The sequence below is a fragment of the Streptomyces sp. NPDC050636 genome (assembly GCF_040654775.1).
Lineage (GTDB): Bacteria > Actinomycetota > Actinomycetes > Streptomycetales > Streptomycetaceae > Streptomyces.
The window spans coordinates 33,462-58,736 of record NZ_JBFAIP010000026.1 but is presented as its reverse complement, the minus strand read 5'-3'; the positions used below and the strand labels follow the sequence as shown (position 1 = coordinate 58,736).

The 25,275-nt window shown below is 72.3% G+C and carries 16 protein-coding genes; 7 read left to right on the top strand and 9 right to left on the bottom strand.

Annotated elements, in window-relative coordinates; all coding sequences use genetic code 11:
• Positions 1 to 3: 3 nt before the first annotated feature.
• From AB0I10_RS20575 to AB0I10_RS20565, 3 genes are all read right to left on the bottom strand, one after another.
• On the bottom strand, positions 4 to 666 hold the full coding sequence (locus AB0I10_RS20575) for a 4'-phosphopantetheinyl transferase superfamily protein (RefSeq protein WP_363153961.1): 663 nt from the start codon (positions 664 to 666) through the stop codon (positions 4 to 6).
• On the bottom strand, positions 663 to 1,619 hold the full coding sequence (locus AB0I10_RS20570) for a metallophosphoesterase (protein ID WP_363153960.1): 957 nt from the start codon (positions 1,617 to 1,619) through the stop codon (positions 663 to 665). The genes AB0I10_RS20575 and AB0I10_RS20570 overlap by 4 nt, the downstream gene beginning before the upstream one ends.
• 62 nt (positions 1,620 to 1,681) lie before the next feature.
• Positions 1,682 to 3,349, bottom strand: coding sequence for a PucR family transcriptional regulator (locus AB0I10_RS20565; RefSeq protein WP_363153959.1), 1,668 nt, complete (start codon positions 3,347 to 3,349; stop codon positions 1,682 to 1,684).
• Between the two features lie 175 nt (positions 3,350 to 3,524).
• Between AB0I10_RS20565 and AB0I10_RS20560 the strand changes: the two genes are divergently transcribed.
• Positions 3,525 to 4,058 carry a type 1 glutamine amidotransferase domain-containing protein gene (locus AB0I10_RS20560; protein ID WP_363153958.1) on the top strand — a complete coding sequence of 178 codons (534 nt, stop codon included), beginning with the start codon at positions 3,525 to 3,527 and terminating at the stop codon, positions 4,056 to 4,058.
• Positions 4,059 to 4,402: 344 nt separating this feature from the next.
• On the opposite strand, the gene treZ is transcribed toward AB0I10_RS20560, so the two are convergent.
• On the bottom strand, positions 4,403 to 6,193 hold the full coding sequence (gene treZ, locus AB0I10_RS20555) for a malto-oligosyltrehalose trehalohydrolase (protein ID WP_363153957.1): 1,791 nt from the start codon (positions 6,191 to 6,193) through the stop codon (positions 4,403 to 4,405).
• A 385-nt stretch (positions 6,194 to 6,578) separates the two neighbouring features.
• Between treZ and AB0I10_RS20550 the strand changes: the two genes are divergently transcribed.
• Positions 6,579 to 7,124: a DUF1707 and FHA domain-containing protein gene (locus AB0I10_RS20550; protein WP_363153956.1), complete on the top strand. Its 546-nt coding sequence runs from the start codon at positions 6,579 to 6,581 to the stop codon at positions 7,122 to 7,124.
• 43 nt (positions 7,125 to 7,167) lie between these two features.
• Here AB0I10_RS20550 and otr(A) read toward each other — a convergent pair whose 3' ends face one another.
• Positions 7,168 to 9,117 (bottom strand): tetracycline resistance ribosomal protection protein Otr(A), encoded by a 1,950-nt coding sequence (otr(A), locus tag AB0I10_RS20545; protein WP_363153955.1) that lies wholly within the window; start codon positions 9,115 to 9,117, stop codon positions 7,168 to 7,170.
• A 180-nt stretch (positions 9,118 to 9,297) separates the two neighbouring features.
• Positions 9,298 to 10,770, bottom strand: coding sequence for a dihydrolipoyl dehydrogenase (lpdA, locus tag AB0I10_RS20540; RefSeq protein WP_363153954.1), 1,473 nt, complete (start codon positions 10,768 to 10,770; stop codon positions 9,298 to 9,300).
• Between the two features lie 102 nt (positions 10,771 to 10,872).
• Between lpdA and AB0I10_RS20535 the strand changes: the two genes are divergently transcribed.
• On the top strand, positions 10,873 to 11,745 hold the full coding sequence (locus tag AB0I10_RS20535) for a LysR family transcriptional regulator (RefSeq protein ID WP_363153953.1): 873 nt from the start codon (positions 10,873 to 10,875) through the stop codon (positions 11,743 to 11,745).
• 56 nt (positions 11,746 to 11,801) lie between these two features.
• Here AB0I10_RS20535 and treY read toward each other — a convergent pair whose 3' ends face one another.
• A complete protein-coding gene (gene treY / locus AB0I10_RS20530) occupies positions 11,802 to 14,351 on the bottom strand; it encodes a malto-oligosyltrehalose synthase (RefSeq protein WP_363153952.1) in 2,550 nt (849 codons plus the stop codon).
• A 260-nt stretch (positions 14,352 to 14,611) separates the two neighbouring features.
• Between treY and AB0I10_RS20525 the strand changes: the two genes are divergently transcribed.
• A complete protein-coding gene (locus AB0I10_RS20525; RefSeq protein WP_363153951.1) occupies positions 14,612 to 15,925 on the top strand; it encodes an MFS transporter in 1,314 nt (437 codons plus the stop codon).
• Here the strand turns inward: AB0I10_RS20525 and glgX are convergent.
• The gene (glgX, locus tag AB0I10_RS20520; protein WP_363153950.1) at positions 15,861 to 18,065 is read right to left on the bottom strand and encodes a glycogen debranching protein GlgX; all 2,205 of its coding nucleotides are present in this window, start codon (positions 18,063 to 18,065) and stop codon (positions 15,861 to 15,863) included. The two genes, AB0I10_RS20525 and glgX, sit on opposite strands and share 65 nt — an antisense overlap.
• A 749-nt stretch (positions 18,066 to 18,814) precedes the next feature.
• On the opposite strand from glgX, the gene AB0I10_RS20515 reads away from it, so the two are divergent.
• Together AB0I10_RS20515 and AB0I10_RS20510 are read left to right on the top strand one after the other, a co-directional pair.
• Positions 18,815 to 20,062: an SAV2148 family HEPN domain-containing protein gene (locus AB0I10_RS20515; RefSeq protein ID WP_363153949.1), complete on the top strand. Its 1,248-nt coding sequence runs from the start codon at positions 18,815 to 18,817 to the stop codon at positions 20,060 to 20,062.
• 99 nt (positions 20,063 to 20,161) lie between these two features.
• Positions 20,162 to 23,509, top strand: coding sequence for a BTAD domain-containing putative transcriptional regulator (locus AB0I10_RS20510; RefSeq protein ID WP_363153948.1), 3,348 nt, complete (start codon positions 20,162 to 20,164; stop codon positions 23,507 to 23,509).
• On the opposite strand, the gene AB0I10_RS20505 is transcribed toward AB0I10_RS20510, so the two are convergent.
• Positions 23,455 to 24,261 carry an SDR family NAD(P)-dependent oxidoreductase gene (locus AB0I10_RS20505; protein WP_363153947.1) on the bottom strand — a complete coding sequence of 269 codons (807 nt, stop codon included), beginning with the start codon at positions 24,259 to 24,261 and terminating at the stop codon, positions 23,455 to 23,457. The two genes, AB0I10_RS20510 and AB0I10_RS20505, sit on opposite strands and share 55 nt — an antisense overlap.
• A 207-nt stretch (positions 24,262 to 24,468) precedes the next feature.
• On the opposite strand from AB0I10_RS20505, the gene AB0I10_RS20500 reads away from it, so the two are divergent.
• Positions 24,469 to 25,182 (top strand): exonuclease domain-containing protein, encoded by a 714-nt coding sequence (locus AB0I10_RS20500; protein WP_363153946.1) that lies wholly within the window; start codon positions 24,469 to 24,471, stop codon positions 25,180 to 25,182.
• Positions 25,183 to 25,275 lie beyond the last annotated feature (93 nt).

Genomic DNA, 25,275 nt, shown 5'->3' with positions numbered 1-25,275 from the left:
CGTTCACGCCATCACCGCGATAGCCGTGATCACCAGCCCCGACGCGACGAGCCACCGGCCGGTGAACTCCGTGATGCGGGTGCCGGCGACCACGGGCCCCGGGACGAGGAGGCGGGCGGTGAAGGTGGCGTCCGTCGGGTCGAGGGTGAGGTGGGCTTCATGGAAGTCCAGCCAGCGGCCCGTGAGCGGATACCACGCCTTGTAGACGCTCTCCTTGGCGCTGAACAGCAGGCGGTCCCAGCAGACTTGGGGCTCCAGGGCCGTCAGCCCGGGGAACTGGGCGCGCTCCTCGGGGAGCGCGATGGCGTCGACCACCGAAGGGTCGGCGATCGGTTGGTTGGGCTCCGCGTCCAGGCCGATGGTCACGACGTCCGTCGAGCGGGCCACCGCCGCGGCGCGGAAACCGGTGCAGTGCGTCATCGCGCCGACGATGCCGTCCGGCCAGCGTGGCGCGCGGCCTGGGCCGGGCAGGATGGGCGCGGGGGCGACGCCGAGTTCGGACAGGGCGCTGCGCGCGCAGCGGCGTACGGTGCCGAATTCCTTTTGCCGCTTGGGGACCGCGCGGGCCACCAGTGCAAGCTCCTCGGGGAACATGTCGGACACCGGGTCGTCGTCGTGGAAGGCTTCGGCGGTCGCTATCGGCGCCGGCAGCAGCTTGTCGATCATGCGGGGGTCCCGGTGGTGTCGGAGGCGACCTCGGTCGTGGCGGGCAGGATCTGCACAGGGCGGCCCGGTGCGGCGGAACGTCCGCGCCACTCCCGCGGATAGCCGAGCGAGACCTCCTGATGGGGCACGCCGTCGCAGATCAGCAGCCGGGGGATGTGCAGATGGCCGTAGACCACGGCCGCGGCCCGGAACCGGCGGGGCCAGTCGGCGCTCGCCTCGGTTCCGCACCACAGCGCGAACTCCGGATGCCACAGCGGCCGGGTGGGTTCGCGTACCAGCGGGAAGTGGTTGACGAGCACCGTCGGCAACTCCTGTGGCACGGCGGCGAGCCGGGCCTCGGTGGCCGCCAGCCGCGCCTGGCACCAGGCCTCACGCGTCGGATACGGGTCCGGGTGCAGGAAGAACTCGTCGGTGCACATCACCCCGGCCTCGTCGGCGACGGCGAGCGCCGCCTCCTTGGAGTGCAGCCCCGGCATCCGGAACGTGTAGTCGTAGAGGAGGAAGAGCGGGGCGATGGCGACCGGGCCACCCTCGCCCTCCCAGACCGGATACGGGTCCTCCGGCGTGACGACCCCCAACTCCCGGCAGATTTCGACGAGATGGTCATAGCGTGCCACGCCGCGTAGCTGCACCGGATCGTTGGCCGGCGTCCACAGTTCGTGATTGCCCGGCACCCACACCACCTTGGCGAACCGGTCGCTGAGCAGCGTGAGGGCCCAGCGGATATCGGCGATGAACTCGCCGACGTCCCCGGCGATCAGTAGCCAGTCGTCGTCGGACTCCGGTCTTAACCCCTCGACGATGTCGCGGTTTTCCCTGTACCGGACGTGCAGATCGCTGACGGCCACCAGCTTGCCACCCCCGCGCCGCTGCCCGAGGTCATGGTCCGGCAGCGCACCCGAGGAGGGCCTCGTGGTGACATCCGGGGGGAGGTTGCGGATCTCGTAAGCCATGGTCGAAGTAAAGACGGTGGTGCGGCGAGAGGGAAAGGCGTTTCGTTTTGGGCGCGTTGCGGTCACCGGCCCGGCGGTGCCGGGTGGGGTCGTGCGGCCGGGGAGCCGGTGCCCGGATCGGGGGCGCCGTCACGGCGGATGCGGGTGGCGAGCCACAGGTCGAAGCGGTCGTCGGGGTCGTCGAGGCGGCGGCCGGTGAGGTCCATCGCCTTGTCGAGACGGTTGCGTACGGTGTGGCGGTGGACGCCGAGCCGCCGGCTGGTGGCATCCCAGGCGCCGCCGGTCTCCAGCCAGGCCGCCAAGGTGGCCAGCAACTCCTCGCCGTTGTCCGCGAGATCGAGCGGGCCGAGGACCGTGTCGGCGTAGCCGTGCAGCGTACGGCGGTCGCCCAGGTCCAGCAGCAGCCGGCTGGCCTCGCTCCGCCGCGCCTCGGCGGGCTCGCCGCTCGACCGGCTGACGGCGAGCAGACCGGCCGCCTGGCGCAGGGACACCCGTACCGCCTCGGGGGCGGTGGCCGGACCGATGCCCGCCGCACACTGCGGCGCGAACCGGCCGAGCACATCGAGGATGTCCAGATCCTCGCCGACGACCGCCTCGATGACCCAGGCCGTGGCCGCGCCCGCCGCCGCGCGGGAAGCCCCGTCCGTCGTGCCGTTCCCTGTCCCGTTCCCTGCCCCGTCCGCCGCCCCGTTCGCCGCCCCGTCCGTCGTCCCGTTCCGCACCCTGACCAGCCCGCCGGGAATCGCCGGCGCCAGGTCGGCGGCCATGTCCTGTGCGCCGCGAGCCGTCCCGACCGCCTCCACCACGACCCCGCGTACCCGCTCGGCGGACAGACCGGCGGTGACCAGGATGTCCCGGGCCCGCTCGGCCGCCGGCTCCGTGTCGGACAGCAGCTCCGACAACAGCGCCGACCTGCGCCGACGCTCCGGCTCATCGCTCAGATGACGTCGTTCAAGTTCCAGCGAGAGCAGCGAGATCAGGCCCGGTACGACGGACCGGGCCGCGTCGTCCGGGCGGCCGGTGAGCAGCAGCAGACCGCGCAGCCGGCGCGCGCCCAACGGCTGGACCTCCAGCTGCCGCCCCCCGGCCGTGCTGGACGCACTCCCGCGCAGCCCGCGCGCCGCGACCCGCTCGATCAGATCGCCCGCCTCGGCCAGCGGCGGCCGTGCGTCCGGCTCCCCCGCCGCCAGCAGCCGGCCCAGCGGGTCGAGCACCGCCGCGCCGACCCCCGTGGCGGCCGTCCACTCCTCCAGCATCGCCCGCAGCTCGCCACCCGTGGCCGCGGCCGTCAGCCGCCGCTGGGTCGCGAACGCCCGGTGCAGCACCTCGCGCTGCTCGTTGGCCCGCGCGTCGAAGACGGCCTTGGTGACGGCGATGAACGGCACCTCGTCCGGCACCGTCAGCAGCGGCAGCCCCGTCTCCCTGGCGGCCGTCACCAGCGGCTCGGGCGCTTCCTGGTACGGCAGCCCCTGCCCGAGCCCGAGCGCCAGACACGCCGCACCGCCCTCGGCGACATCCCGTACGTACGCCCGGCACGCGGCCGGCTCCATCGGCAGCAACAGACCGATGGTCATGAGGAGTTCACCGCCCTGCAGCCACTTCCCGGGGGCCGGCAGATCCGAGACGGTCGCCGCCTCGACGGTGCGGGCCAGCAGCTCCGGCGGCACGTCGTAGGTGACCGACAGATCGAGATCGGGCCGGGCCAGCAGGTCGGAGATATGCAGCGGCATAGACATAGTGTCCAGCACTTGGCAGGGGAATGGACGGTCCGGCGATCGTGACAGTGGCTGATATGAGTGAGATCGCTCGTTAGCGATATTGCCCGTTATGGCGGTAAATACTGGGGAGAGCGGGAGAGGGGTTTCACGTCCCTCATGAGCGTCGGTACGGAGGAGGTGACGCGGTATGCGGGTGGCGTTTCTTGTGGCTCCCAAGGGGGTCGAGCAGGTCGAGCTGACCGAGCCGTGGCGGGCGGTGATCGCCGCCGGTGGCACCCCGAAGCTGATCTCCACCGCGGCGGGGAAGGTGCAGGCCTTCCACCACCTGGACAACGCCGACAGGTTCCCCGTCGACCTCACCGTGGGCGAGGCGTCCGCGGCGGACTTCGACGCTCTGGTGCTGCCCGGCGGGCTGGCCAATCCGGATGCGCTGCGCCTGGACCGGAAGGCCGTGGCGTTCACCAAGGCGTTCTTCGAGGCGGGCAAGCCGGTGGCGGCCATCTGCCATGCGGCGTGGACGCTGGTCGAGGCTGATGTCGTGCGCGGCCGGACGCTGACGTCCTGGCCGAGTCTGCGGACCGATATCCGCAATGCGGGCGGCACCTGGGTCGACGAACAGGTCCGGATCTGCACCGCCGGGCCGAACACGCTGGTCACCAGCCGCAGGCCGGCCGACCTGGACGCTTTCTGCACGGCGTGCGTCGCGGAATTCTCCGGCTAGCGCGCGGTTCGGGTGGCGTGCGGCCGGTCGATGCGTGGCTGCCCTGCGCCCTCCGCCTGGCGGGCCCCGTCGTCTCCGTCCGGTCCGCATGGTGTCTGTCGGTCTTCCGGTCCGCTGGTCCGCATGGTGTCTGTCGGTCTTCCGGTCCGTCGGTCCGCATGGCGTCCGTCGACCTTCCGCTCCGTCTGCCTTCTGCTCCGCCGGCCCTCCGCTCCGTCCGTCGTCCGCTCCACCTGTCCTCCGTCCGTCCTCCTCGGAGGATTTCTCGCCCTCGCCTCCGCGTGTCGCGGAATTCTCCCGCCTGGCCAGGGCGTTGTGGCCCCAACAGGGGGCCCACGCACCCCCTAGGGGACTTCCCCCAGCACAACCGCCGACTCCGGTGGCAGCCGCAGTACGCCGTCTTCACCGGGGACACGGCGTTCCTCGGGCCAGGCGGCCAGCGGGCGGAGCTCCGGGCCGGGGGCGTCCGCTGTACGGACCGGGATGGCGGCCGTGGTGTCCCGTGCGAGGTTGACCGCCACCCGCAGCGGGCCGCGTCGCATCAGCAGCCAGCGGGCCCGTTCGTCGTAAGTGACACGGGTGGCGGACGGATCCGGATCGGTCAGGGCGGGCAGCGTCCGGCGCAGCGTGAGCAGCGTGCGGTGCCAGGCCAGCAGCGCGGCGTGTGGCTCGGCGGCCGGTTCGGTCCAGTCCAGGACGCAGCGGTCGCGGGTAGCCGGATCCTGCGGATCGGGCCAGTCGACGGACGCGCCGCCCCAGTCGTGCGCGGCGAACTCGCGGCGCCGCCCCGCCCGTACCGCCTCCGCCAGCTCCGGATCCGTATGGTCGGTGAAGTACTGCCAGGGCGTACGCGCACCCCACTCCTCACCCATGAACAGCATCGGCGTGAAGGGTGCGCAGAGGACCAGCGCGGCGGCGCAGGCGAGCAGGCCGGGGGAGAGCGCGGCCGTGAGACGGTCCCCGAGTGCGCGGTTGCCGATCTGGTCGTGGGTCTGTGCGTAGGCCAGCAGCCGGTACGGGGGCGTGACGCGCAGGTCGAGCGGCGCGCCGTGTGCCCGGCCGCGGAAGCTGGAGTGCGTACCGTCGTGGAAGAAGCCACTGGTCAGGGTCTTGGCGAGGGCGGCCAGCGGGGCGCGCGCGAAGTCCGTGTAATAGCCCTGGGATTCGCCGGTGAGTGCGGTGTGCAGGGCGTGGTGCAGATCGTCGTTCCATTGGGCGTGCAGGCCGTGGCCGCCGGTCGCGCGTGACGCGGTGGTGCGCGGATCGTTGAGGTCGGACTCGGCGATCAGAAACAGCGGGCGCCGCAGATGGCCGGCGAGCGCGTCCACGGCGGCGGACAGCTCGGCGAGGAAATGCCGGGCGCGGGTGTCGTGCAGCGCGTGGACGGCGTCCAGCCGCAGCCCGTCGATCCGGTAGTCGCACAGCCAGCTCAGCGCGCTGCCGAGGAGATATCCGCGCACCTCGTCGGAACCGGGCGCATCGAGATTGACGGCCGCGCCCCACGGCGTGTGGTGGGTGTCGGTGAAGTACGGCCCGAACGCCGGGAGATGGTTGCCGGACGGGCCGAGGTGGTTGTGTACGACGTCGAGGACGACCCCGAGGCGGTGGCCGTGCGCGGCGTCCACGAACCGCTTGAGCCCGTCGGGTCCGCCGTACGGCTCGTGTACCGCCCACGGGGCGATGCCGTCGTACCCCCAGCCGTGGCGGCCGGGGAACGGGCAGACCGGCATCAGGGAGATATGGGTGATGCCCAGGTCGGCGAGGTGGCGCAGGCGTCCGATAGCGGCGTCGAAGGTGCCCTCGGGGGTGAAGGTGCCGATGTGCAGCTCGTAGAGGACCGCACCGGGCAGCGGGCGGCCGGGCCAGGGGTGCCGCCACTCGAACCGGTCGTGGTGGACGACCGCGCCGGGGCCGCCGGGGCCGTCCGGCAGCCGGACGGCCCGCGGATCGGGGAGCGGCGGGCCGTCGTCGATCCGGAAGCCGTAGCGGTCGCCGTCGCGGGCCGGCGCCTCGGTATGCCACCAGCCGTCGCGGCCGGCGGCGCGCTCCATGGCGAACGGCGCATCGTCGGCCCGGTCGCCCGCCCACTGGAGAGCGACCTGGCCGGCGTTCGGCGCCCATACCTCGAACAGCACGGCTCTCCTCCTTCGTTCGAGGGGCGAGGGTCGAAAGTTGCGGGTCGAAAGTCGAGGGTCGACAGTCGAAGTCGAGAGTCGGGAATACCGGTCCTGAGTCCTGGGTCCAGGTGCCGGGCCCCGGGGTCCACCGGGTACCCGGTCCCACACGAAGAAAGCACGTCATCGCGCCGCCCGACAGCCCGACGTGGCGATACGGCCGACATCGGGCCATTCCGCTGGGCCGTTCCGGCGAGCAGCGGCCGTTCCGGCGGGCGGCGGCGCCCGTTCGCTCCGTCGGCAGCACAGGAAGCGGTCCGCCGCCCCGCGCCGGCTCCGCGGCCCGGACCGCCCATGACGGATACCTCGCCTGGACAGCGGCTCGCGGTGGCCGGAGAATCACGGCATGACTTCGCTGGAGTTCCCCGCACGGCCGGCGCGCCCGTCGGACGCCGACCGGGAACGCGCCCTCGACCTGCTGCGCGATGGCGCTGCGCAGGGACGGCTGTCCCAGGACACCTTCCTGCGCCGGATGGAACTCGTCCTCACCGCCCAGGCACACTCCGAACTCGCCCTGGCCACAGCCGACTTGGAGAGCCGTGGCAAGGTCCAGAGCACACTGCTGCGGATGGTCGGCCGGGTGTCGGCCTTCCACATCAGGGTCCGCCGGGCCTGGCGTACGGAGCGGCTGCCCAAGCTCCTGCTACCCGAGCCTGGCCCGTTCCCGCTGCTCATAGGGCGGGCTCCGGGCGTCGGCCTGCGCCTCAACCACGAAACGGTCTCCCGCGCGCACGCCGAACTGCGCAGCGCGGGCAAGGGCTGGATGCTGCGCGACCTCGGCTCCACCAACGGCACCTGCGTCAACGGGCGCCGGGTGGTGGGCGAGGTACCGGTAGGTCCCGGCGATCACATCACTTTCGGGCGGGTGGACTACGTCCTGACGGAGCGCTGAGGCGGACGGCGGCCCGCCGCCGGGCCGGAACCCGGCAGCAGCCTCAGCCGCGCGCCCGCCCACCCGTCGCGCCCCCGGCCCCCGCCCGCACCTCGCGTACCGGCCGGTCGCCCGAAGGGTGCGAGGTCCACACCCCTTCGCCATGCGTCAGGCCGGGCAACAGCCCCTCGAATTCCTGCACATGCCGGGCCGGCAGCACACCGCTGACCAGCCAGGAACGCCGGCCGCCCGAGCTCTCGGCGAGCTCCGCGCCGAGCGCGGTGAGCCGGGCGGTGACCGCGGCGAGCGCATCGACCGGGAGCTCCGCCTCGAAGGCGTGATACGGCTCATAGGCCCGGGTGCCGGCCCGCCGCAGCGCGCGCATCAGGACGGTGGGTGTGATCGTGCGGAAGTCGCCGGCCGTGCTGAGCGGGCCGACGAATCCGGAGCGGGTCAGCACCACCCGGCAGTCCGTCACCGCCAGGCCGCGCGGCCCGCACCGCAGCGTCGCCAGGACGGTCTCCTCGACGGCCTGGTGGAAGCTGTGCGGCAGCGCGCCCAGTTCGGTCTCGTAGGTGAAGACCGGTCCCGAACCGCGGGCACCCGGCTCGACGCGCAGCCCGACCGTCGCCCACGGACCGGTGTGATGCCGCCGGGCGATCTCCTCGTACGCTTCGCCGACCCCGCACGGCCGCTCGACGCACACCACTTGGCTCGGCGCGAATTCGGCCTCGATGCCCTGCTCGTGACGGAGGGTGGCGGCGATGATCTCCTTCTGCACCTCGCCGTGCAGCAGCACCGAGGTCGCGCCGCTTGGAGCGGGCCGTACGTGCAGCAGCGGGTCCTGGTCGGCGAGGGCCAGCAGCGCGGAGCGCAGTGCCGCGGCGCGCGCCGGATTCCGGGTGTGGACGACGGTTTCCAGGGTGGGGGAGGGGAACAGGGCCTGTCCGAGGTGCCCCACCGGCCCCAGGCGGTCGCCGGTGCGGATGCCGGGCAGCCCGCGGAGCACCGCGATATTGCCCGCGGTGAGCGGGCCGTCGTCGCCGGGCGGCCGGCCGACGACTTCGAGGGAGGTGATCCGGCCGGTCAGTGAACCGCTCGTACCGTCCGCCTCGCGCCGGTGCAGCTCAATCTGCTGACGTGCCCTCAACTCCCCGTCATAGAGGCGGATATGGGCCGTGCGATCACCGTTCGGTGACTGCTGGACGGCGAACACCGTGCCCCGCGGTTCGCTGCCCGCGCCCACCGGCGCCGGCGGGATCAGCCGGACCATGCCCTCGATGAGCGCGCCGATGCCCTGCCCGCCGAGTGCCGAACCGAAGTACACCGGGTGCAGGGTGGCGTCGGCGGTCCGGGCGGCCAGTGCCGCGCGGAGCTGGTCCTCGGTGGGCGGCGGCCCGTCGACGACCCGGGCCAGGATCGAGTCGTCCGCCTCGGCCACGGTCTCGGCGATCCGGTCGCGGACGGCCGGGTCGCCGAGCGCATACGGCGTCGCGCGGGCCCGGGTGGTGCCCAGGCGGTCAACGGCCGCCAGCGGGACGGCGACCGGAGCGAGCGTGCGACGGATGTCCGCCAGCAGCGCGTCACCCCGCGCGCCCATCCGGTCGATCTTGTTGACGAAGAGCAGCGTGGGCAGCCGCAACCGCCGCAGCGACTTCATCAGCACCCGCGTCCTGGCCTGTACGCCCTCCACGGCGGAGAGCAACAGCACGGCGCCGTCGAGCACGCCCAGGGCGCGTTCGACTTCGGCGATGAAGTCGGAGTGCCCGGGGGTGTCGATCAGATTGACCTGGACGTCGCCGACGGTGAAGGAGGCGACGGCGGAGCGGATGGTGATACCCCGCTGCCGCTCCAGCTCTCCGGTGTCCGTACGGGTGTTGCCGGCGTCGACGCTGCCGAGGCGGTCGATGACGCCGGTGTCGAAGAGCAGCCGCTCGGTGAGGCTGGTCTTACCGGCGTCGACGTGGGCGAGAATTCCGATGTTCAGGGTGCGGGAGGTGTGCGTGAAGGTCACGGTGGGTGGGTTCCTCAAGAACGGTCGTCCGGATGGGGCGATGAGTCGTTCCGAGGAATCCGCGCATTCCGTGCTCCTGGGTCGGTGAAATCGGGCGTACGGGGCCATGCTGTTCAGACGGGCTGTGGGCCGCAACCGAATTAACGGCCGCGGGCGCGCTACAGCTCCGACGCAGCCCGCTCAGTGCTGATGCAACCCCCGCCCCGCCAACGTCAGAAAAGCCTCCCCGACCGCCTCCGACAGCGTCGGGTGAGCATGGACGTGCCGCGCCACATCGGACGGTTCGGCGTCCCACGCCACGATCAGCTGGCTCTCCGCAATCATTTCCGAGACATGCGGACCGACCAGATGGACGCCGAGCACCGCGCCGGTGGCCTCGCCGCCCGCGCCGTCCGCCGCCGCGACCACCTTCACCATGCCGCCCTGCCCGTGCACCATGCCCTTCGCGGTCGCCGTCAGCGGCATGGTGTTGACCTTGATCTCCCGTCCCCGGGCGCGCGCCTCGGCCTCGCTCAGCCCGACCGACGCGGTCTGCGGGCTGGAGTACGTCACCCGTGGCACGGTCGCATAGTCCACCGGAGGCGACGGGATGCCCGCCAGCGTCTCCGCGACCAGCAGCCCCTCCGCGAACGAGGCGTGCGCGAGGCCCAGGGACGGCGGCGGCAGCAGATCGCCGACCACATGGATGCCCGGTACGGCCGTCTCCAGTCGCGTCCAGTCCGCCGGCGCGAGGAATCCCCGCTCGTCCGTGGACAGTCCGGCGGCCGCCAGGCCGAGCCCGTCCGTCACGGGCACCCGTCCGACCGCGACCAGCAGCCGCTCCGCCTCGATGACGAGTTCCTCGCCCTTGGGTGTACGGACGGTGGCCCGCACCCCGTTCTCCAGCAGCTCCGTGCCGACCAGCGTCGAGCTGGTCCGGACCGTGATGCCGCGCTTCTTGAGACCGCGGACGAGATGCCGGCCGACGTCCTCGTCCTCCAGCGGCAGCAGCCGGTCCGCCGCCTCGACGAGCGTGACCCCGGCGCCCATGGAGCGGTGGAAGGACGCATACTCGACGCCGATCGCGCCGCCACCCAGTACCAGCACCGATTCCGGCAGCCCGGGGGCGAACAGCGCGTCGTCGCTGGTGACGATCCGCCTGCCGTCGGGCGTGAGACCCGGCAGCAGCCGCGGCCGTGAGCCGGTCGCCAGGACGATGCCACGCCGGGCCGTGAACTCGCCGCCCTCCGGCCCGTCGATGAACACCGAACGGGCCCCGGTCAGCCGCGCCGAGCCGCGTACCACCCGTACCTGAGCCCGCGCCAAGTGGCCCGCCACACCCTGGTGGTTGCGGGAGACGATGCCGTCCCGGGTGGCGGTCAGCGCGTCCCAGTCGACGGTGTCCAGCGTGGCCTTCACCCCCCACCGCTCGCGCGCCTCCGCGATGCCGTCCACCAGCTCCGCCGCGTGCAGCATCGCCTTGCTGGGAATACAGCCGCGGTGCAGGCAGGTGCCGCCGATCAGATCGCGTTCGGCGAGCACCACCCGCAGCCCGAGGCCGGCGGCGCGCAGCGCGGTGCTGTAGCCGCCGGTTCCGCCGCCTATGACGATGACGTCGGTGACTTCGGTGTTCCCGCCGAGGCTGCCCGCATCCGGGTCCAGGTCCGTGTTCATGCCATCAGCCTCCGCCCACCTGCGCCGATGCGTCCAAGGCAATGTTTTTATGGAGGCGATGAGTGATGTGCATGGGGCGAACGATGTACGGCGGGAGGGCGGATGAGTCTGCGGCAGATGGAATATCTGGTGGCGGTGGTCGAGGAGGCGTCCTTCACCCGCGCCGCCGAGGCGCTGCACGTCACCCAGTCCGCGCTCTCGCACCAGATCAAGGCGCTGGAACGGGAGGTCGGCGGCCCGCTGTTGGAGCGGATGAACCGGGGGGTGCGGCTGACCGCGATGGGCCGGGCCTACTTCCCGCACGCCGAACTCGCGGTACGCAGCGCCCGTCAGGCCCGCCGCGCCGCGCTGGCCGCCGCCGGCGCGGAGAGCGGCGAACTGCATATCGCGACGGTCCACGGCCAGGCGATCGGTGTGCTGCCGGAGGTCTGCGCCCGCTGGGCCCGGGAGCACCCCAGGGTGCGCCTGATCCTCCACGAGTACGCCACCACCGAGGAGTTGTACGACCAGATGGAGCGCGGCGTCGCCGATGTCGCGGTGGGGCCGCGCCCCAAGGACTGGCAGGGGCCGGTCGCCGTCGTCGGCCAGGAGGAGATGGTGCTGGTCGTGCCGCATGACGACCCGCTTGCCGCCCGGGAGTCCGTACGTCTCACGGACCTGGCGGAGCGGCCGTGGGTGCGGTGCAGCCTGGAGCCGGTGGTCGACGGCCGACTGTGGCTGGACCTGGAGTGCGAACGAGCCGGCTTCGCGCCGCGCACCGCGGTCCGCACGCAGCACAGCTCGACGGCCATACGGATGGCGTCGGCCGGTGTCGGCGTGCTGCTGACGGCGGCGCATGAACTCAGGGGCCTCGACTGTGCGTCCGTCCCCACCGATCCGCCGTGGCGCCGCGATATCACCGTCTTCTCGCGGGCCGAACTGACCGGCGCGGCAGCCGAGTTCACGGAGCTGCTGTGCGCCGTGCGGGACGCGTAGGCCCCGCACCGACGGCTGGACGGAGACGCCGAGCCCACCGCCCGGCTTGGGGTTGCTCAATCCGCCACGAACAACGCCACCGGCGACACCGCCAGCAGCTCGCTCAGCCCCACCACCGCACCGCCGTCCCCCGAGCTCTTAAGGAGCAGGGAGGTACCCCCATCCTCCCGGCCGGTCAGCAGCTCGCGCCACGGACCGCCGGGTGGCAGCCGCAGCACCGTGTCCCACCAGCCACCGGTCTCCGCCAGACGCAGCGACAGCCGGGTCGCCACCGTCACCACTCGCCCACTGCGGCAGAAGGCCACACAGTGCTCGGCCGCGGGCCCTTCCGCGGGCAGCGGCGCGTACGAGGCGGCCGCGCCGAACCACTCCGGACGGTCGCGCCGCAGCCGCAGCGCCGCCGCGGTCAGCCGCAGTTTCTCGCCGGACAGATCGTGCGGCGCGGCCCCTCCGTCCAGCTCCGTGAGCAGCTCCGGCCGGAACCGGGCGGGCCGCCGGTTGTCCGGATCGACGAGCGCGGCGTACTCCCGCTCGGTCCCCTGATAGAGATCGGGCACCCCCGGCATGGTGAGGTGCAGCAGCGCCGCCCCCAGCACATTCGCCCGAATGAACGGGGCCAGTACCGCGTCCAGCACGGCGAGCGGGGCGGCCGCGGGACCGCACGGACCGCCGCGCACCAACTCCGCCACCGTGGTCTCGTACTCGGCGTCCCGCTCCGTCCACGAGGTGCGCAACCCGGCCTCCCGTACGGCTTTGAGGACGGCCGTGACCACCCGGTCCACGCCGGGCCCGCCGTCCGCCACCCGGTCATCGGAGGATGCCGCGCCCAGCCCGAACACGGTCTGCCAGGCCAGCCAGGACACCATCGGATCCGCCGGCCCCGCACCGTCCACCCCGATCCCTCCGGCCCCGCCCGTCACCTCGGCCAGCACATCCCGCCACCGGTCCGGGCACTCCGACAGCACCGCGATCCGCGCCCGCACATCGGCGCTGCGCTTGGTGTCGTGTGTGGAGAGCACCGTCCCGGTGGCCGGCCAGTCCCGCTGCACCCGGGCGCAGTACGTGTGGAACGCCACCGGGCCGAGCGCGGGCTCCCCGGGATCGCCGCCGACCTCACAGGCCGACAGGAGCACCGGATAGCGGTAGAAGGCGGTGTCCTCCACGGACTTGGCGCGCAGCGCGGAAGCGGTCTGCGCGAAGCGCGCGGCGAAGTCGGCGAGGTCGGCGAGGTCGGCGAGGTCGGCGAGATCGGAGGGGCCTGAGGGGTCGGTGGAGTTGGTGGTGTCCCCGAACCGTCCGAGCGCCAGATCATGGATCAGATCGACCGCCCGTGCCTCCTCCGGGACCCGGAACGCGGTACGCGCCCGTGCCGCCGCCTCGCCCAGCATCGTCGCGTCCCGCTCCACCCGGTCCGTGTCCGCGGCGTACGGACGGTAGACGGGCAGCCGCACCAGCAGCTCGCGGATCGCATGGCGCAGTGCCCAGGGCGCATGGTCGCCCGGGCGAGGAGCGCGTTCGCTGATCCGCGCCGCCGTCCGCACCAGCCGCTCGACCTCCGCCGCCAGATCGTGCGTGACGACTTCGTACGCGGCCCGGCGCACCGTCTCCTCCCAGTCGCCGCCCTCGTCGGCCAGCGGTGTGACGAAGTCCCGGTAGTGGGCGAAGAGCCGACCCGCGCCCTGCGGGCAGACGAACAGCGCGTCGATGCGGCGCAGCGCGTCATAGCCGGTCGTGCCTGCGCACGCCCAGCCGTCCGGCAGCCGTTCGTCGCCGGTGAGGATCTTCTCCACGACCGTCCAGCGGCCGCCGGTCCCGGCGCGCAGCCGGGCCAGATAGCCGCCCGGGTCCACCAGCCCGTCCGGATGGTCGACGCGCAGCCCGTCGATGACGCCCTCGCGGATCAGCCGCAGCAGCGTGCCATGCGTCGCCTCGAAGACGTCGGGGTCCTCCACCCGTACCCCGATCAGCTCCGAAATGGTGAAGAAACGCCGGTAGTTGAGCTCGCTGCGGGCGAGCCGCCACCAGGCGAGGCGGTACCACTGGGTGTCCAGGAGGCGCTCCAGCGGCAGCCGCTCGGTCCCGGGACGCAGCGGGAAGGCGTGCTCGTGATAGCGCAGCACCCCGTCCTCGACTCGGAAGTGGCGGATCTCCTCGCCGAGCCGCCCGCCGAGCACCGGAAGCAGCAGCCGCCCGTGGTGCCCGGCGTCCCAGTCGATGTCGAACCACTTGGCATACGGGGAGGCCGGGCCGTCGCGCAGCACTTCCCACAGCGGCCCGTTGAGCGACGCCGGTGCCGGCACGGCCATATGGTTCGGCACGATGTCCACGATCAGGCCGAGGCCGTGCGACCGCGCCGTCCCCGCCAGCGCCCGCAGCCCCCGCTCGCCGCCCAGCTCGGCCCGAACCGCCGCGTGGTCGACCACGTCGTATCCGTGCGTGGACCGCGGCACCGACTCCAGGACGGGGGAGAGGTGCAGATGGGAGATGCCGAGCGCGGCGAGATGCGGTACCGCCCGTTCGGCGGCGGAGAACGGGAACTCCGGCTGGAGCTGCAGCCGGTAGGTGGCGGTCGGCGGTGTTGTCGATGGCCTCGATGGCTGCGTCATGGGAACACCCGTACCCCGCTGACGGCTCGTTGTGTCATCCGCAGGCGTCATCCGCTCGTGTCGTCTGCTGCTGCCATCCACTGCTGCCATCCGCTGCCGGTATCCGCTCCGGCATCCGCGTCGCCGCCCGGCGATCCGCGTTGGTGCTTTCTCCGAACCAGCGAGCCGGTGCGCCGTATTCCTTCGTACGTCCGGTGCGCCGCGTTCCTTCGTACGTCCGGTGCGTACACCCTCGGTGCCTCGGCCGCTAGCGTCGGGCGATGACCGCCGTAACAGCCACCTATCGCCGGGTGATCGCGCTGGGTGGGCCCCTGCTGCCCGTCATCTCCTTCCTCGGCAGGCTCCCGACCGCCATGTGCCAGCTCGGCAGCCTGCTGTTGGTGGCGGAGACCAGTGGCAGCCTCACCACCGCGGGCCTGGTGGGCGGTGCGCTGGCGGCGGGCCAGACGGTCGCCGGGCCGCTGATCGGGCGGCTCGCCGACCGGCACGGGCAGCGGCCGGTGGTGCTCGCCGCCTGCTGGGCCAACGCGCTCTTGGTGACCGCCCTGGTGGTGGCCTCCCTCGCCCATCTCGCGACACTGCCGCTGGCGCTGATCGGCCTGCTGGCCGGTGCCAGCGTGCCGCAGATCGGTCCGCTGGCCCGCACTCGGCTCGTCGCCCTCGCACGTCGCGCACCGGCCGGTGACCGGGGGCAGCCGAAGCCGTTGATCGGCGCCGCGCTGTCGCTGGAGGGGACGCTGGACGAGGTGTCGTTCGTGCTCGGCCCCGCCCTGGTGGGGCTGGCCGCCGCCGTCGCCCATCCGGCCGTCGCGCTCGCGCTGGCCGCGGTGCTGCTGGCCGTCTGCGGTACGGCGTTCGCCCTGCATCCGACGGCCTCCGTACCGGGCGCCCGCCGCGTCGTGGACGCGCACGCCGCGGGCACCGAGCGGCCCGCCCGCGCCCGGATGCCCGGTGCGGTGCACGGCATGCGGGTCTCGATGGGCTTGCAGGGCGCGATGTTCGGCGCCTGCCAGGCCGGCATCACCGCACTGACCGAACGCCTCCACCAGCCCGCCCAGGCCGGACTCGTCTACGCCGCGATGGGCGTGATGAGTGCCGTGTCCGGACTGTCGCTGGCCCTGGTGCCGGCCCGGATCGCGCTGCCGACGCGCTGGCGGGTGGCCGCCGCCGCGCTGATCGTGCTCTCCGTGCCACTGCTGTTCGTACGGTCGCTGTGGGCGCTCTACCTGGTCGTCGTGGTCCTCGGGGTGGCCTTCGCCCCGCACCTGATCACGTTGTTCGGCCTCACCGAACGGGTGGTGCCCGCCACGCGGCTGGCCGAATCGATGGCCTTCCTCACCAGTGCGGTGGTCGGCGGCCAGGCCCTGGCGCTGGCCGCCTCCGGCCGCCTCGCCGACGCGCACGGCCCGTCCGCCGCCTTCGCCGTCGCGGTCGGCGCCGCGGTCCTGATCCTCGGCGTCGCGATCACCGCCCGGGTGTCGTCCCGGACCACGGCACCGGTGGACGGCGCTACCTCGGCCGCTGCAACACCAGCAGGCTCCGGTCGGTCAGCGTCAGCCGATCGCCGGCCTTGACCTTCGCGCCGCCGCCGGCCGTCACCGCCCACGGCCGGTCGGTGTCCACCACGACCTGCCACTGCCGGCCGTGGTGCACCGGAACCGTGAACTCCTTCTCCTGGGCGTGGGCGTTGAACATCAGCAGGAACGAGTCATCCGTGACCGGCTCGCCGCGCGGCCCCGGTTCGGAGATCGAGCTGCCGTTGAGGAAGACGGTCAACGCCTTGGCATGCACGGACTGCCAGTCGCGCGGCCCCATCTCCGTGCCGTCGGCCGTGAACCACGCGATGTCGGACAGCTCGTCGTATGTGCCCTCCACCGGGCGGCCCTGAAAGAACCGCCGGCGCCGGAACACCGGATGGTCGCGCCGCAGCCACACCATCTGACGCACGAAGGCCAGCAGCCCGAGCTCGTCATCGGTCGCCGCAGCCTCGCCCGGCCCGTCCGCCTCGTCGACATCCTCCGGCTCCGCACTCCCACCTCCGCCCGTTCCTCCGTCGCTTGGCCCCGGCTCCGGCCACCGCACCCACGAAACGTCGTTGTCCTGGCAGTACGCGTTGTTGTTGCCGCGCTGTGTGCGCCCGAACTCGTCCCCGTGACTGAGCATCGGCACACCCTGCGACAGCATCAGCGTCGCGATGAAGTTCCGCATCTGCCGGGCCCGCAGCCGGCGCACCGCGGGGTCGTCGGTCGGGCCCTCCGCCCCGCAGTTCCACGACCGGTTGAAGCGTTCGCCGTCCTGGTTGTCCTCGCCGTTGTCCGCGTTGCGCTTCTCGTTGTACGCGACCAGATCGTGCAGCGTGAAGCCGTCATGGCAGGTCACGAAGTTCACCGAGGCGAGCGGCCGCCGCCCGTCGCCCTGGTACAGATCCGATGAGCCGGTCAGCCGGGACCCGAACTCCGCCAGGGTGCGCGGTTCACCCCGCCACAGATCCCGCACGGTGTCCCGGTACTTCCCGTTCCACTCGGTCCACAGCGGCGGGAAGTTCCCCACCTGATAGCCGCCCTCCCCGAGGTCCCACGGCTCGGCGATCAGCTTCACCCGGCTGACGACCGGGTCCTGATGCACCAGATCGAAGAACGACGACAACCGGTCCACCTCGTGGAACTGCCGGGCCAGCGTCGCCGCCAGATCGAACCGGAAACCGTCCACATGCATTTCCTGCACCCAATAACGCAGCGAATCCATCACCAGCTGCAATACGTGCGGGCTGCGCATCAGCAGCGAATTCCCGGTGCCGGTGGTGTCCGTGTAGTACCGCTTGTCCTCGGACAGTCGGTAGTACGAGGCGTTGTCCAAGCCGCGGAATGACAGCGTCGGGCCCAGGTGATTCCCCTCGGCCGTGTGGTTGTAGACCACGTCGAGAATCACCTCGATGCCGGCCCGGTGCAGCGCGCGTACCGCCGTCTTGAATTCCAGAACCTGCTGCCCGCGGTCGCCCCACGACGCGTATGCATTGTGCGGAGCGAAGAAACCGATGGTGTTGTAGCCCCAGTAATTCGTGAGCCCGGCGTCCACCAGCCGGTGGTCCTGGACGAACTGGTGCACCGGCATCAGCTCCAGTGCCGTGACCCCCAGCTTCGTCAGATGGTCGAGGATCGCGGGATGTGCCAGCGCCGCGTAGGTGCCGCGCAACTCATCGGGCAGCTCCGGATGACGCATCGTCAGGCCCTTCACATGGGCCTCGTAGAGCACCGTCTCGTGATACGCGGTACGCGGCGGGCGATCGTCGCCCCAGTCGAAATACGGATTGACCACCACGGACGCCATGGTGTGCGGCGCCGAATCCAGGTCATTACGCGTCTCCGGCCGCCCGAAGCGGTATCCGTACACCGCCTCGTCCCAGTCGATCCGGCCGCTCATCGCCCGCGCATAAGGGTCCAGCAGCAGCTTCGCCGAGTTGCAGCGGTGCCCGCGCCCCGCCTCGTACGGACCGTGCACCCGGAAGCCGTAACGCTGCCCCGGCATCACACCCGGCAGATAGGCGTGCCGGACGAACGCGTCGGTCTCACGCAGTTCGACGGCGGTCTCCGAACCGTCATCGTGCAGCAGACACAACTCGATGCGTCTCGCGGCTTCGGAAAACACCGCGAAGTTGGTGCCCGCCCCGTCGTAGGTGGCACCCAGCGGATACATCTGTCCCGGCCAGACCTGCATGCGTAGACTCTTCCACTCTCTCGTCAGGGGCTGCGGCGACTCCACGACAAGCGTTCGCGGACCGAATCAAAATCCTTCCCCAACGTGTCGCACACATCGGTATTTCGCGAGATCTTCGCTGAAATGTGGGCAATTCGCTGCGATGTCGGATGGTCTTACCGGGGTGGTGGGAGTGCGGGAGCGCGGGCCTCTCGGCGGCGGAATTCTCAAGGATCTCGCGAACGGTGTTCCGCTGGGGGAGATCCCCGAGGCGGTGAGCTGTGCATGATGCGATGCAGTGCGATGTCCGTACGGCCCGAGGAGCCCGAGGCGGGTCATGCCCGGTGTGGCTACACCAAACTCCCCCTTCGCGTCACCACGTACAGGAAATATGAACATTTCACCAGCGGCAACCTGGCCAACTGGGGCGCATACCTGAGCGTGGCCCCTCGAAGCCGGGTCAACGGCCGGCCGCAGAAACACCCCATCGCGTGGGTCCACATCAGGTTCGATCACATGGCCGGGGATGCCGAACAGGAGCCGCCGGCCGTCCATCGCCTGCTCCGCGCCCGTCGTCCGGCAGCGCCGCAACCTGGCACCTCCCGGCGTCGGAGTTATGAATCCGCTCACTCCACCCGCGCTTTCCGGCCGCAACGGGCAATATGAACAAGGGGAGTTGGCAGGCGACTCGAAGCATCCTGCTGCACTGCCTCCCGCGCCGCAGTAGTCTGCCTTGATCGTTGGCACGGGGGTTCGGAAGGCGGTGGCAGGTGAGCGGCGGGCTGGAGTTGCCCCCTGGTGATGAGAGTCACGAGGGCCATGAGGGCGGCTCCGTCGACGCACCGCCCGGCGCGGTGTCCCTGGCGCGGCCGCTGGAGATCGGCGCGGAACTCGACTGGGGCGCCGACGCCTGGGCCGAGGTGCGCACCCGCGCCCGCCGGGCCGGACGCGCCTATATCTGGCTGAATCTCGTCGAGCAGCGACTGCGGGCCGTCGTCTCGGCGGTCCTGCGCCCCATTTACGAGCCGGTGCACGGCGACGAATGGGTCATCGCCGCGGCCGGTCCCGCCGGGCAGGAATGGGTGCAGCGTGCCGTCGCCGTCCGCGAGGTCAGCCGCCGCAAGGGCTACCTCCTCGACCCCGCCGACGACAACATCGTCAGCTTTCTGACACTTCCTCAGCTCCGTGAGCTGATGGTCCAGCACTGGCCCTGCTTCGAGCCGTACTTCGACGACCGCCGCGATGTCGAGCTGGGTCTGGACGAACTGGAGGTCGCCCGCAACATCGTCTCCCGCAACCGGGCCCTGTCCGAGACCGTCCTCGCCCAGGCGGAGCGGGCGTCGGCCCGGCTGCTGGACATACTGGGCTCCGGCGTCGGCACCCGGATCTCCGGCCGGCTCCCGATCGACGCCGTCGAAGATCTCGTCGGCGACCGGTACGCGGATGTCATCGGCGTCCACTCCGACCGGGTACGCCTCCAGCGCCAGCTCCCCGCCGAGGACCTGTTCGGCGGCGCCCGCCGCCTCGACGCCGTAGGCATAGGCCTGAACCTCCTCGTCCAGAACTACTCGGGCCGCCGCCTGGTCCGGCTCGCCGAGTCCGGCTGCCGTATCCGCCTGCTCTTCCTCAACCCCGCCAGCAGCGCGGTCCGCCGCCGGGAGCGTGAGATCGGCCTGAAGAAGGGGGAGATGAGCCGCTCCATCGAGATGAACATCCTCCATATGCGGCGGGTGCGGTCCCGGCTGCGCGACCCCGGCGCCTTCGAGATCCAGGTCTTCGACGAGACCCCGCGCTTCACGGCGTATCTCGTCGACGGCGATGGTCCCGATGGCATAGCCGTCGTCCAGACCTACCTCCGCAAGAGCCGCGGGATGGAATCGCCGGTGCTCGTCCTCCGTGGGGGCGGTCGCGATGTGGTCCGCCAGGACGGGCGTGGCGGGCGTGACGGGGAGGGGCTGTTCGAGACGTATCGCGAGGAGTTCGAAAGCGTGTGGGCGGATTCGCGGCCCGTGTCGTAGGGGCGTGGCCGAGGCGTCGCCCGGGCCCCAGGGTGCTGATGCGGCCCCGCCCTGCCTCCTCCACCTCGTCCGGCGTCCTTCCCGACTACCGTTGGGCAGATGCGATTCCGGGTCCTCGCCCCACTGGAAGTGCGGGCCGCCGACGCGCGCGCCGTACCCGTCCCGGAGACGAAGGTGCGGGCGCTGCTCGCCGCGCTGCTGGCCCACCACGGCCGCCCGGTGTCCGCGGCCCGGCTCATCGAGCACCTCTGGGGCCCGAGGATGCCCGCCAACCCGACGGCTTCCCTCCAGAGCAAGGTCTCCCAGCTGCGTCGCGCCCTGGACGAGGCGGAGCCGGGCGCCCGGAAGCTGGTGGCGGCGAGCCCGCCGGGCTACCGGCTGAACGTCACCGCCGATGCCGTGGACGCGGGCCGGTTCGCCGCCCTGACGGCGCGCGCGTACGCGGCGGGGGACGCCCGGGAGCGGGCCGCCTTGCTCGGTGAGGCCCTGGACCTGTGGCGCGGGCCCGCCTTCGCCGGCTTCTCGGACGGTGACCTGGTGCGGCCGGTGGCCGAGGACCTGGAGGAGCAGCGGCTGACGGCGCTTGAGGAGCGGGCCGCGGCCCGCCTGGAGCTGGGCGAGCACGGCCGGTTGACCGGCGAGCTGGCCGCCCTCGTGGCCCGGCATCCGCTGCGGGAACGATTGCGCGCACTGCACCTGAGAGCCCTCTACCGGGCCGGCCGCCAGAGTGAGGCGCTGGCGGGATACCGCGAGGTGCGGGCCCGGTTGACCGAGGAACTTGGGGTGGACCCCGGGCCCGAACTCGCCGCCGTGCATCAGGCGATCCTGGAGCAGGACCCCTCCCTGGAGGCCATCGCGCGCAGCCCCCGTGACGGGGAGCCGGCACGCGAGCCGGTGCTGCACGGCGCCGCCACCGCCCCCGCGCCGCAGACATCCCGGCCCCGGACGAATCTGCCCGCGCCGCTCACCGGACTCGTCGGCCGCCAGGACGCGGTGCGCCGCATCCTGGCGCTCCTGGAGGCGGGGCGGCTGGTGACGCTCACCGGGCCGGGCGGTGTGGGCAAGACCCGGCTCGCCGTGGAGACCGCGAGCCGGCTGGCCGACGACTTCCCGGACGGCGTGTGGCTCGTCGAACTGGCCGCGCTGAGCCGGCCGGACGACCCGGCGCGCGGCCGCGACGCCAAGTGCACCGCCGCCGAGCTGGCCGAGGCGGTGCTGGCCGTGCTGGGCATCCGGGAGGGCGGAGCCGCCGGCCCGGTGGCGGAGCGGCTGGTCGGCGCGGTGCGTGGCAAGCGGATGCTGCTCGTCCTGGACAACTGCGAGCACATCGTCGAGGCGGCCGCGGAGGTCACCGCCGCGCTGCTCGGCGCCGCGCCGGAGCTGCGGGCGCTGGTGACCAGCCAGGAGCCTCTGGGCCTGGCGGGCGAGACGCTGTGGACCGTGCCGCCGCTGGAACCGCCGGGCGCCGTAGCGCTGTTCGCGGCGCGCGCGACTGCCGCCGACCCCGGCTTCGCTCTGGATGCGGACAGCACACCCGCCGTCGAGGAGATCTGCCGTCGCCTGGACGGCATCCCGCTCGCCCTGGAGCTGGCCGCCACCCGCGTACGTGCTCTGGGAGTACGAGAGCTGAGCGCCCGGTTGGACGACCGGTTCCGCCTGCTGGCATCCGGGCGGCGCGGCGCTCCCCCACGTCAGCAGACCCTGCGCGCGGTGATCGACTGGAGCTGGGAACTGCTGCCCGCCGCCGAACGCGCCGTGCTGCGCCGGCTGGCCGTACAGGCGGACGGCTGCACCCTGGAGGCGGCCGAGACGGTCTGCGCAGGCGACGGTGTGCGGCACGATGACGTGCTGGACCTGCTGGCGCGCCTCGTGGACCGTTCCCTGGTCACGGTGGCGCGTACACCGGACGGAGTCCGCTATCGCCTCCTGGAGACGGTGGCCGCGTACTGCATGGAGCGGCTGACAGAGGCGGGGGAGCTGCACGCCGTTCGTCAGCGCCATCATCGCTACTACGCCGAACTGGCCGAGCATGCCGCCCCGTTGCTGTACGGAACCGACCAGCGGGAGTGGCTGGAGCGGCTCGACCAGGAGGCCGCGAACCTGCGGGCCGCGCTGGACGGATACGTAGGTGAAGGCGCCGCCGACCGTGCGCTGCGGCTGGTCAACGCGCTGGCCTGGTACTGGTTTCTGCGCGGCCGGCTCGCCGAGGCGGGTCGTTCCCTGGAGGCGGCGCTGGCGTTGGACGGCCCTGGGGAAGCGGCCTTCGTGAGCCGTCGGCTGCGGGCGTCCGCCTGGCAGGTCGGGATGGCGTCGCTGGCCGGCCATGACGCCGACCCGCTGGAGCGCGCCGCCGCCGTACTGGAGCGGTACGAGACGCACGGCGACACGGGCGAGCGGGCCTGGGCCCAGTGGTTCCTGGGGTACGCCCAAGTGGGCCTCGGCGACCCGGTGGCGGCGCGCGAGCGGCTGGCCCGTTCGCTGGCGTCCTTCCGGGCGTGCGGTGACCGCTGGGGCACCGCCGCCGCGCTGAGCAGCCGGGCGCAGGGGGCGGGCGGCGGGGATCTCGCCGCGCGCCGCCGCGACGCCGAGGAGAGCGCCATCCTCTTCCGCGAACTGGGCGACCGATGGGGCCAGTTGCAGGCGGCGGACGTGCTCGGCTCGATCGCCGAGATCACCGGCGAGTACGACCGCGCCGCCCGGCTGCACCGGGACGGGCTGCGGATCGCCGAGGAGCTCGGCCTGTGGATCCAGGCCTCGTACAAGCTCTCCGGGCTCGGTCGGATCGCGCTGCTGACGGGCGATCTCGTGCGCGCCCGTGAATTTCATGAGCGGGGGCGGCGGCTGGCCGCCGAACAGTCGCACCAGCGCGGCGAGATGTTCGCGGAGACCGGACTGGCCCTCGGCGCCCGGAGGGAGGGGCGCCTGGACGACGCGGAGGCGCATCTGCTGCCCTGGCTGGAGTGGTGCCGCGGCCGGGACGGCGATCCCGGTACCGCGTTCGTGCTGGCCGAGCTGGGTTTCGTCGCCGAGCTGCGGGGTGACGCGGCGGCTGCCCGCCGCCTCCACCTGGACGGTCTTGCGGCGGCCCGTGCCACCGCCGACCCGAGGGCGGTCGCGCTGGCATTGGAAGGGCTGGCCGGTGCGCAGACGCTGGTCGGCCGCTTCGGCTCTGCGGCCCGTCTGTTGGGCGGCGCGGCGGCGGCCCGTATGTCGGCAGGGGTGCCGCGGCCGCCCGCCGAGCGCGGCGATGTGGACCGGAGCACGGCCGCGGCGCGCCGGGGACTGGGCGACGCGGCGTTCGCGGCGGCGTATGCGAGCGGCGCGGCGACGGGACCTGATGCGCTGGTGGCCGAGGTGGCCGAGGGGGCGGACGGGCTCGTGCTCGCGGAGCCCTACGGTGTTCCCGTGATTCCGCCGTCGACCCGTAGCTCGATGCCGTTGACGTAGTCGGCGAGCGGGCTGGCGAGATACGCCACCGCGGCCGCGATGTCCTCCGGACGCCCCAGCCGCCCGGTCGGGTTCGGCGCGTACTCCGCGACAATGGCCGACTCGGCTGCCGCGGCCGCCCCGTTCGCGTCGTCCCCGTCCGCCGCCTCGGCCGCGCGCTCCTCGAACATCCGGTGCATCGAGGGGGTGGCGATCACGCCGGGGCTCACGCAGTTCGCGGTGACCCCGGTACCGGCCAGATGCCGGGCCAGGCTCGTGGTCATGTTCACCACCGCCGCCTTGGCCGCGGAGTACGTGACCATGTTGGGCAGCGGTGTCCGTACGGCCCGGCTGCCGATGGTGATCACGCGGCCCCAGCCGTGCGCGCGCAGCGACGGCAGCAGGGTCTGGGTGACCCGTACCGTCGGAAGGACGTTGCCTTCGAACGCGGCCCGCCAGTCGGACGGCCGGGAGCTCTCCCAGTCGTGTTCGGCGAACGGACCGGCGTTGTTGACGAGGATGCGGACCCCGAAGCCGCGCGCGGTGACCGCGATCTGCTCGGCGACGCCCGGCTCCGTCAGATCACCGAGCACCACTTCGGCGCGTACGCCGCGGGTCGCGACCCGCTCGGCGACGGCCGTCGCGTCCGTCGCGTTCCGGCCGTGGACGAGGACATCACACCCTTCGTCCGCCAGCGTTTCGGCGATCGTCGCCCCGATTCCCGAACTGCTGCCCGTCACCAGCGCGCTGTGTCCTGCCAGCCGTAGGTCCATGAGGTCAGCCTAGGGGCGGGGGTGCCGCGGGGCACGGTTCTGAGCCCGGCAGGACGGCTCGCCGGTCGATTGTCAGTGGTGCGTGCGAGAGTGTTCGAGCAACGGGGGATGTACCACTGAAGGAGGCGGCGTGAGCGAGCGCAGCGAGAGAACCATGGAGAGGTGCGCGCCGAGCGAGTGCGAGGCCGAGCGAAGCGAGGTATCGGCATGAGCTGGCATCAGGAGCTGTTGGTCAGCTTCGACCTGGAGACCACAGGCACCGACGTCGAGCGGGACCGTATCGTCACCGCCGCGCTGATCCGGCTGGAGGGGGACGGGCGGGCGGCCGCCAAGCAGTCCTGGCTGCTCGATCCCGGGGTGCCGATTCCCGACGAAGCAGCGGCTATTCATGGCATTTCGACCGCTTATGTCCAAGAATACGGCCGGCCGCCGGCGACCGCGATAGAGGAAATCACCGAGGCGCTGGCCGATGCGCTGCGCGCGGACATCCCGCTGGTGGTGATGAACGCGCGATACGACCTCTCGCTGCTCGATCGCGAGTGCCGCCGCCATGCCGTACGGACGCTGTCCGAGCGGCTCGGACACCCGCCCGCGCCCGTCATCGATCCGCTGGTCCTGGACAAGCATGTGGATCGCTACCGCAAGGGGAAGCGCGCGCTCCAGGCGCTCTGCGGGCACTACGGGGTGCCGCTGGACGGCGCGCATGAGGCGGGTGCAGACGCGGCGGCCGCGGCCGGTGTCGCCCGGCGCATCGGGGAGAAGTACCCGGCCGTCGCCATCCCGTCGCCGCGTGCCCTGCACGCCCTCCAGGAGGAGGCCGCCGCCGAACAAGCCGCCTCGTTCCAGGCGTATTTGCGGCGCTCCGGCGATCCGCAGGCGATAGTCGAGCAGGCCTGGCCGCTGATCCCGTACCAGGCCTGACGCGACGCGACACGACAGCGCAGGGTGCGTCAGAGCGGATACCTCGGCGCACAAATACCTCGGCCCGCATGCCTCAGCCCCTGGGCCTCAGCC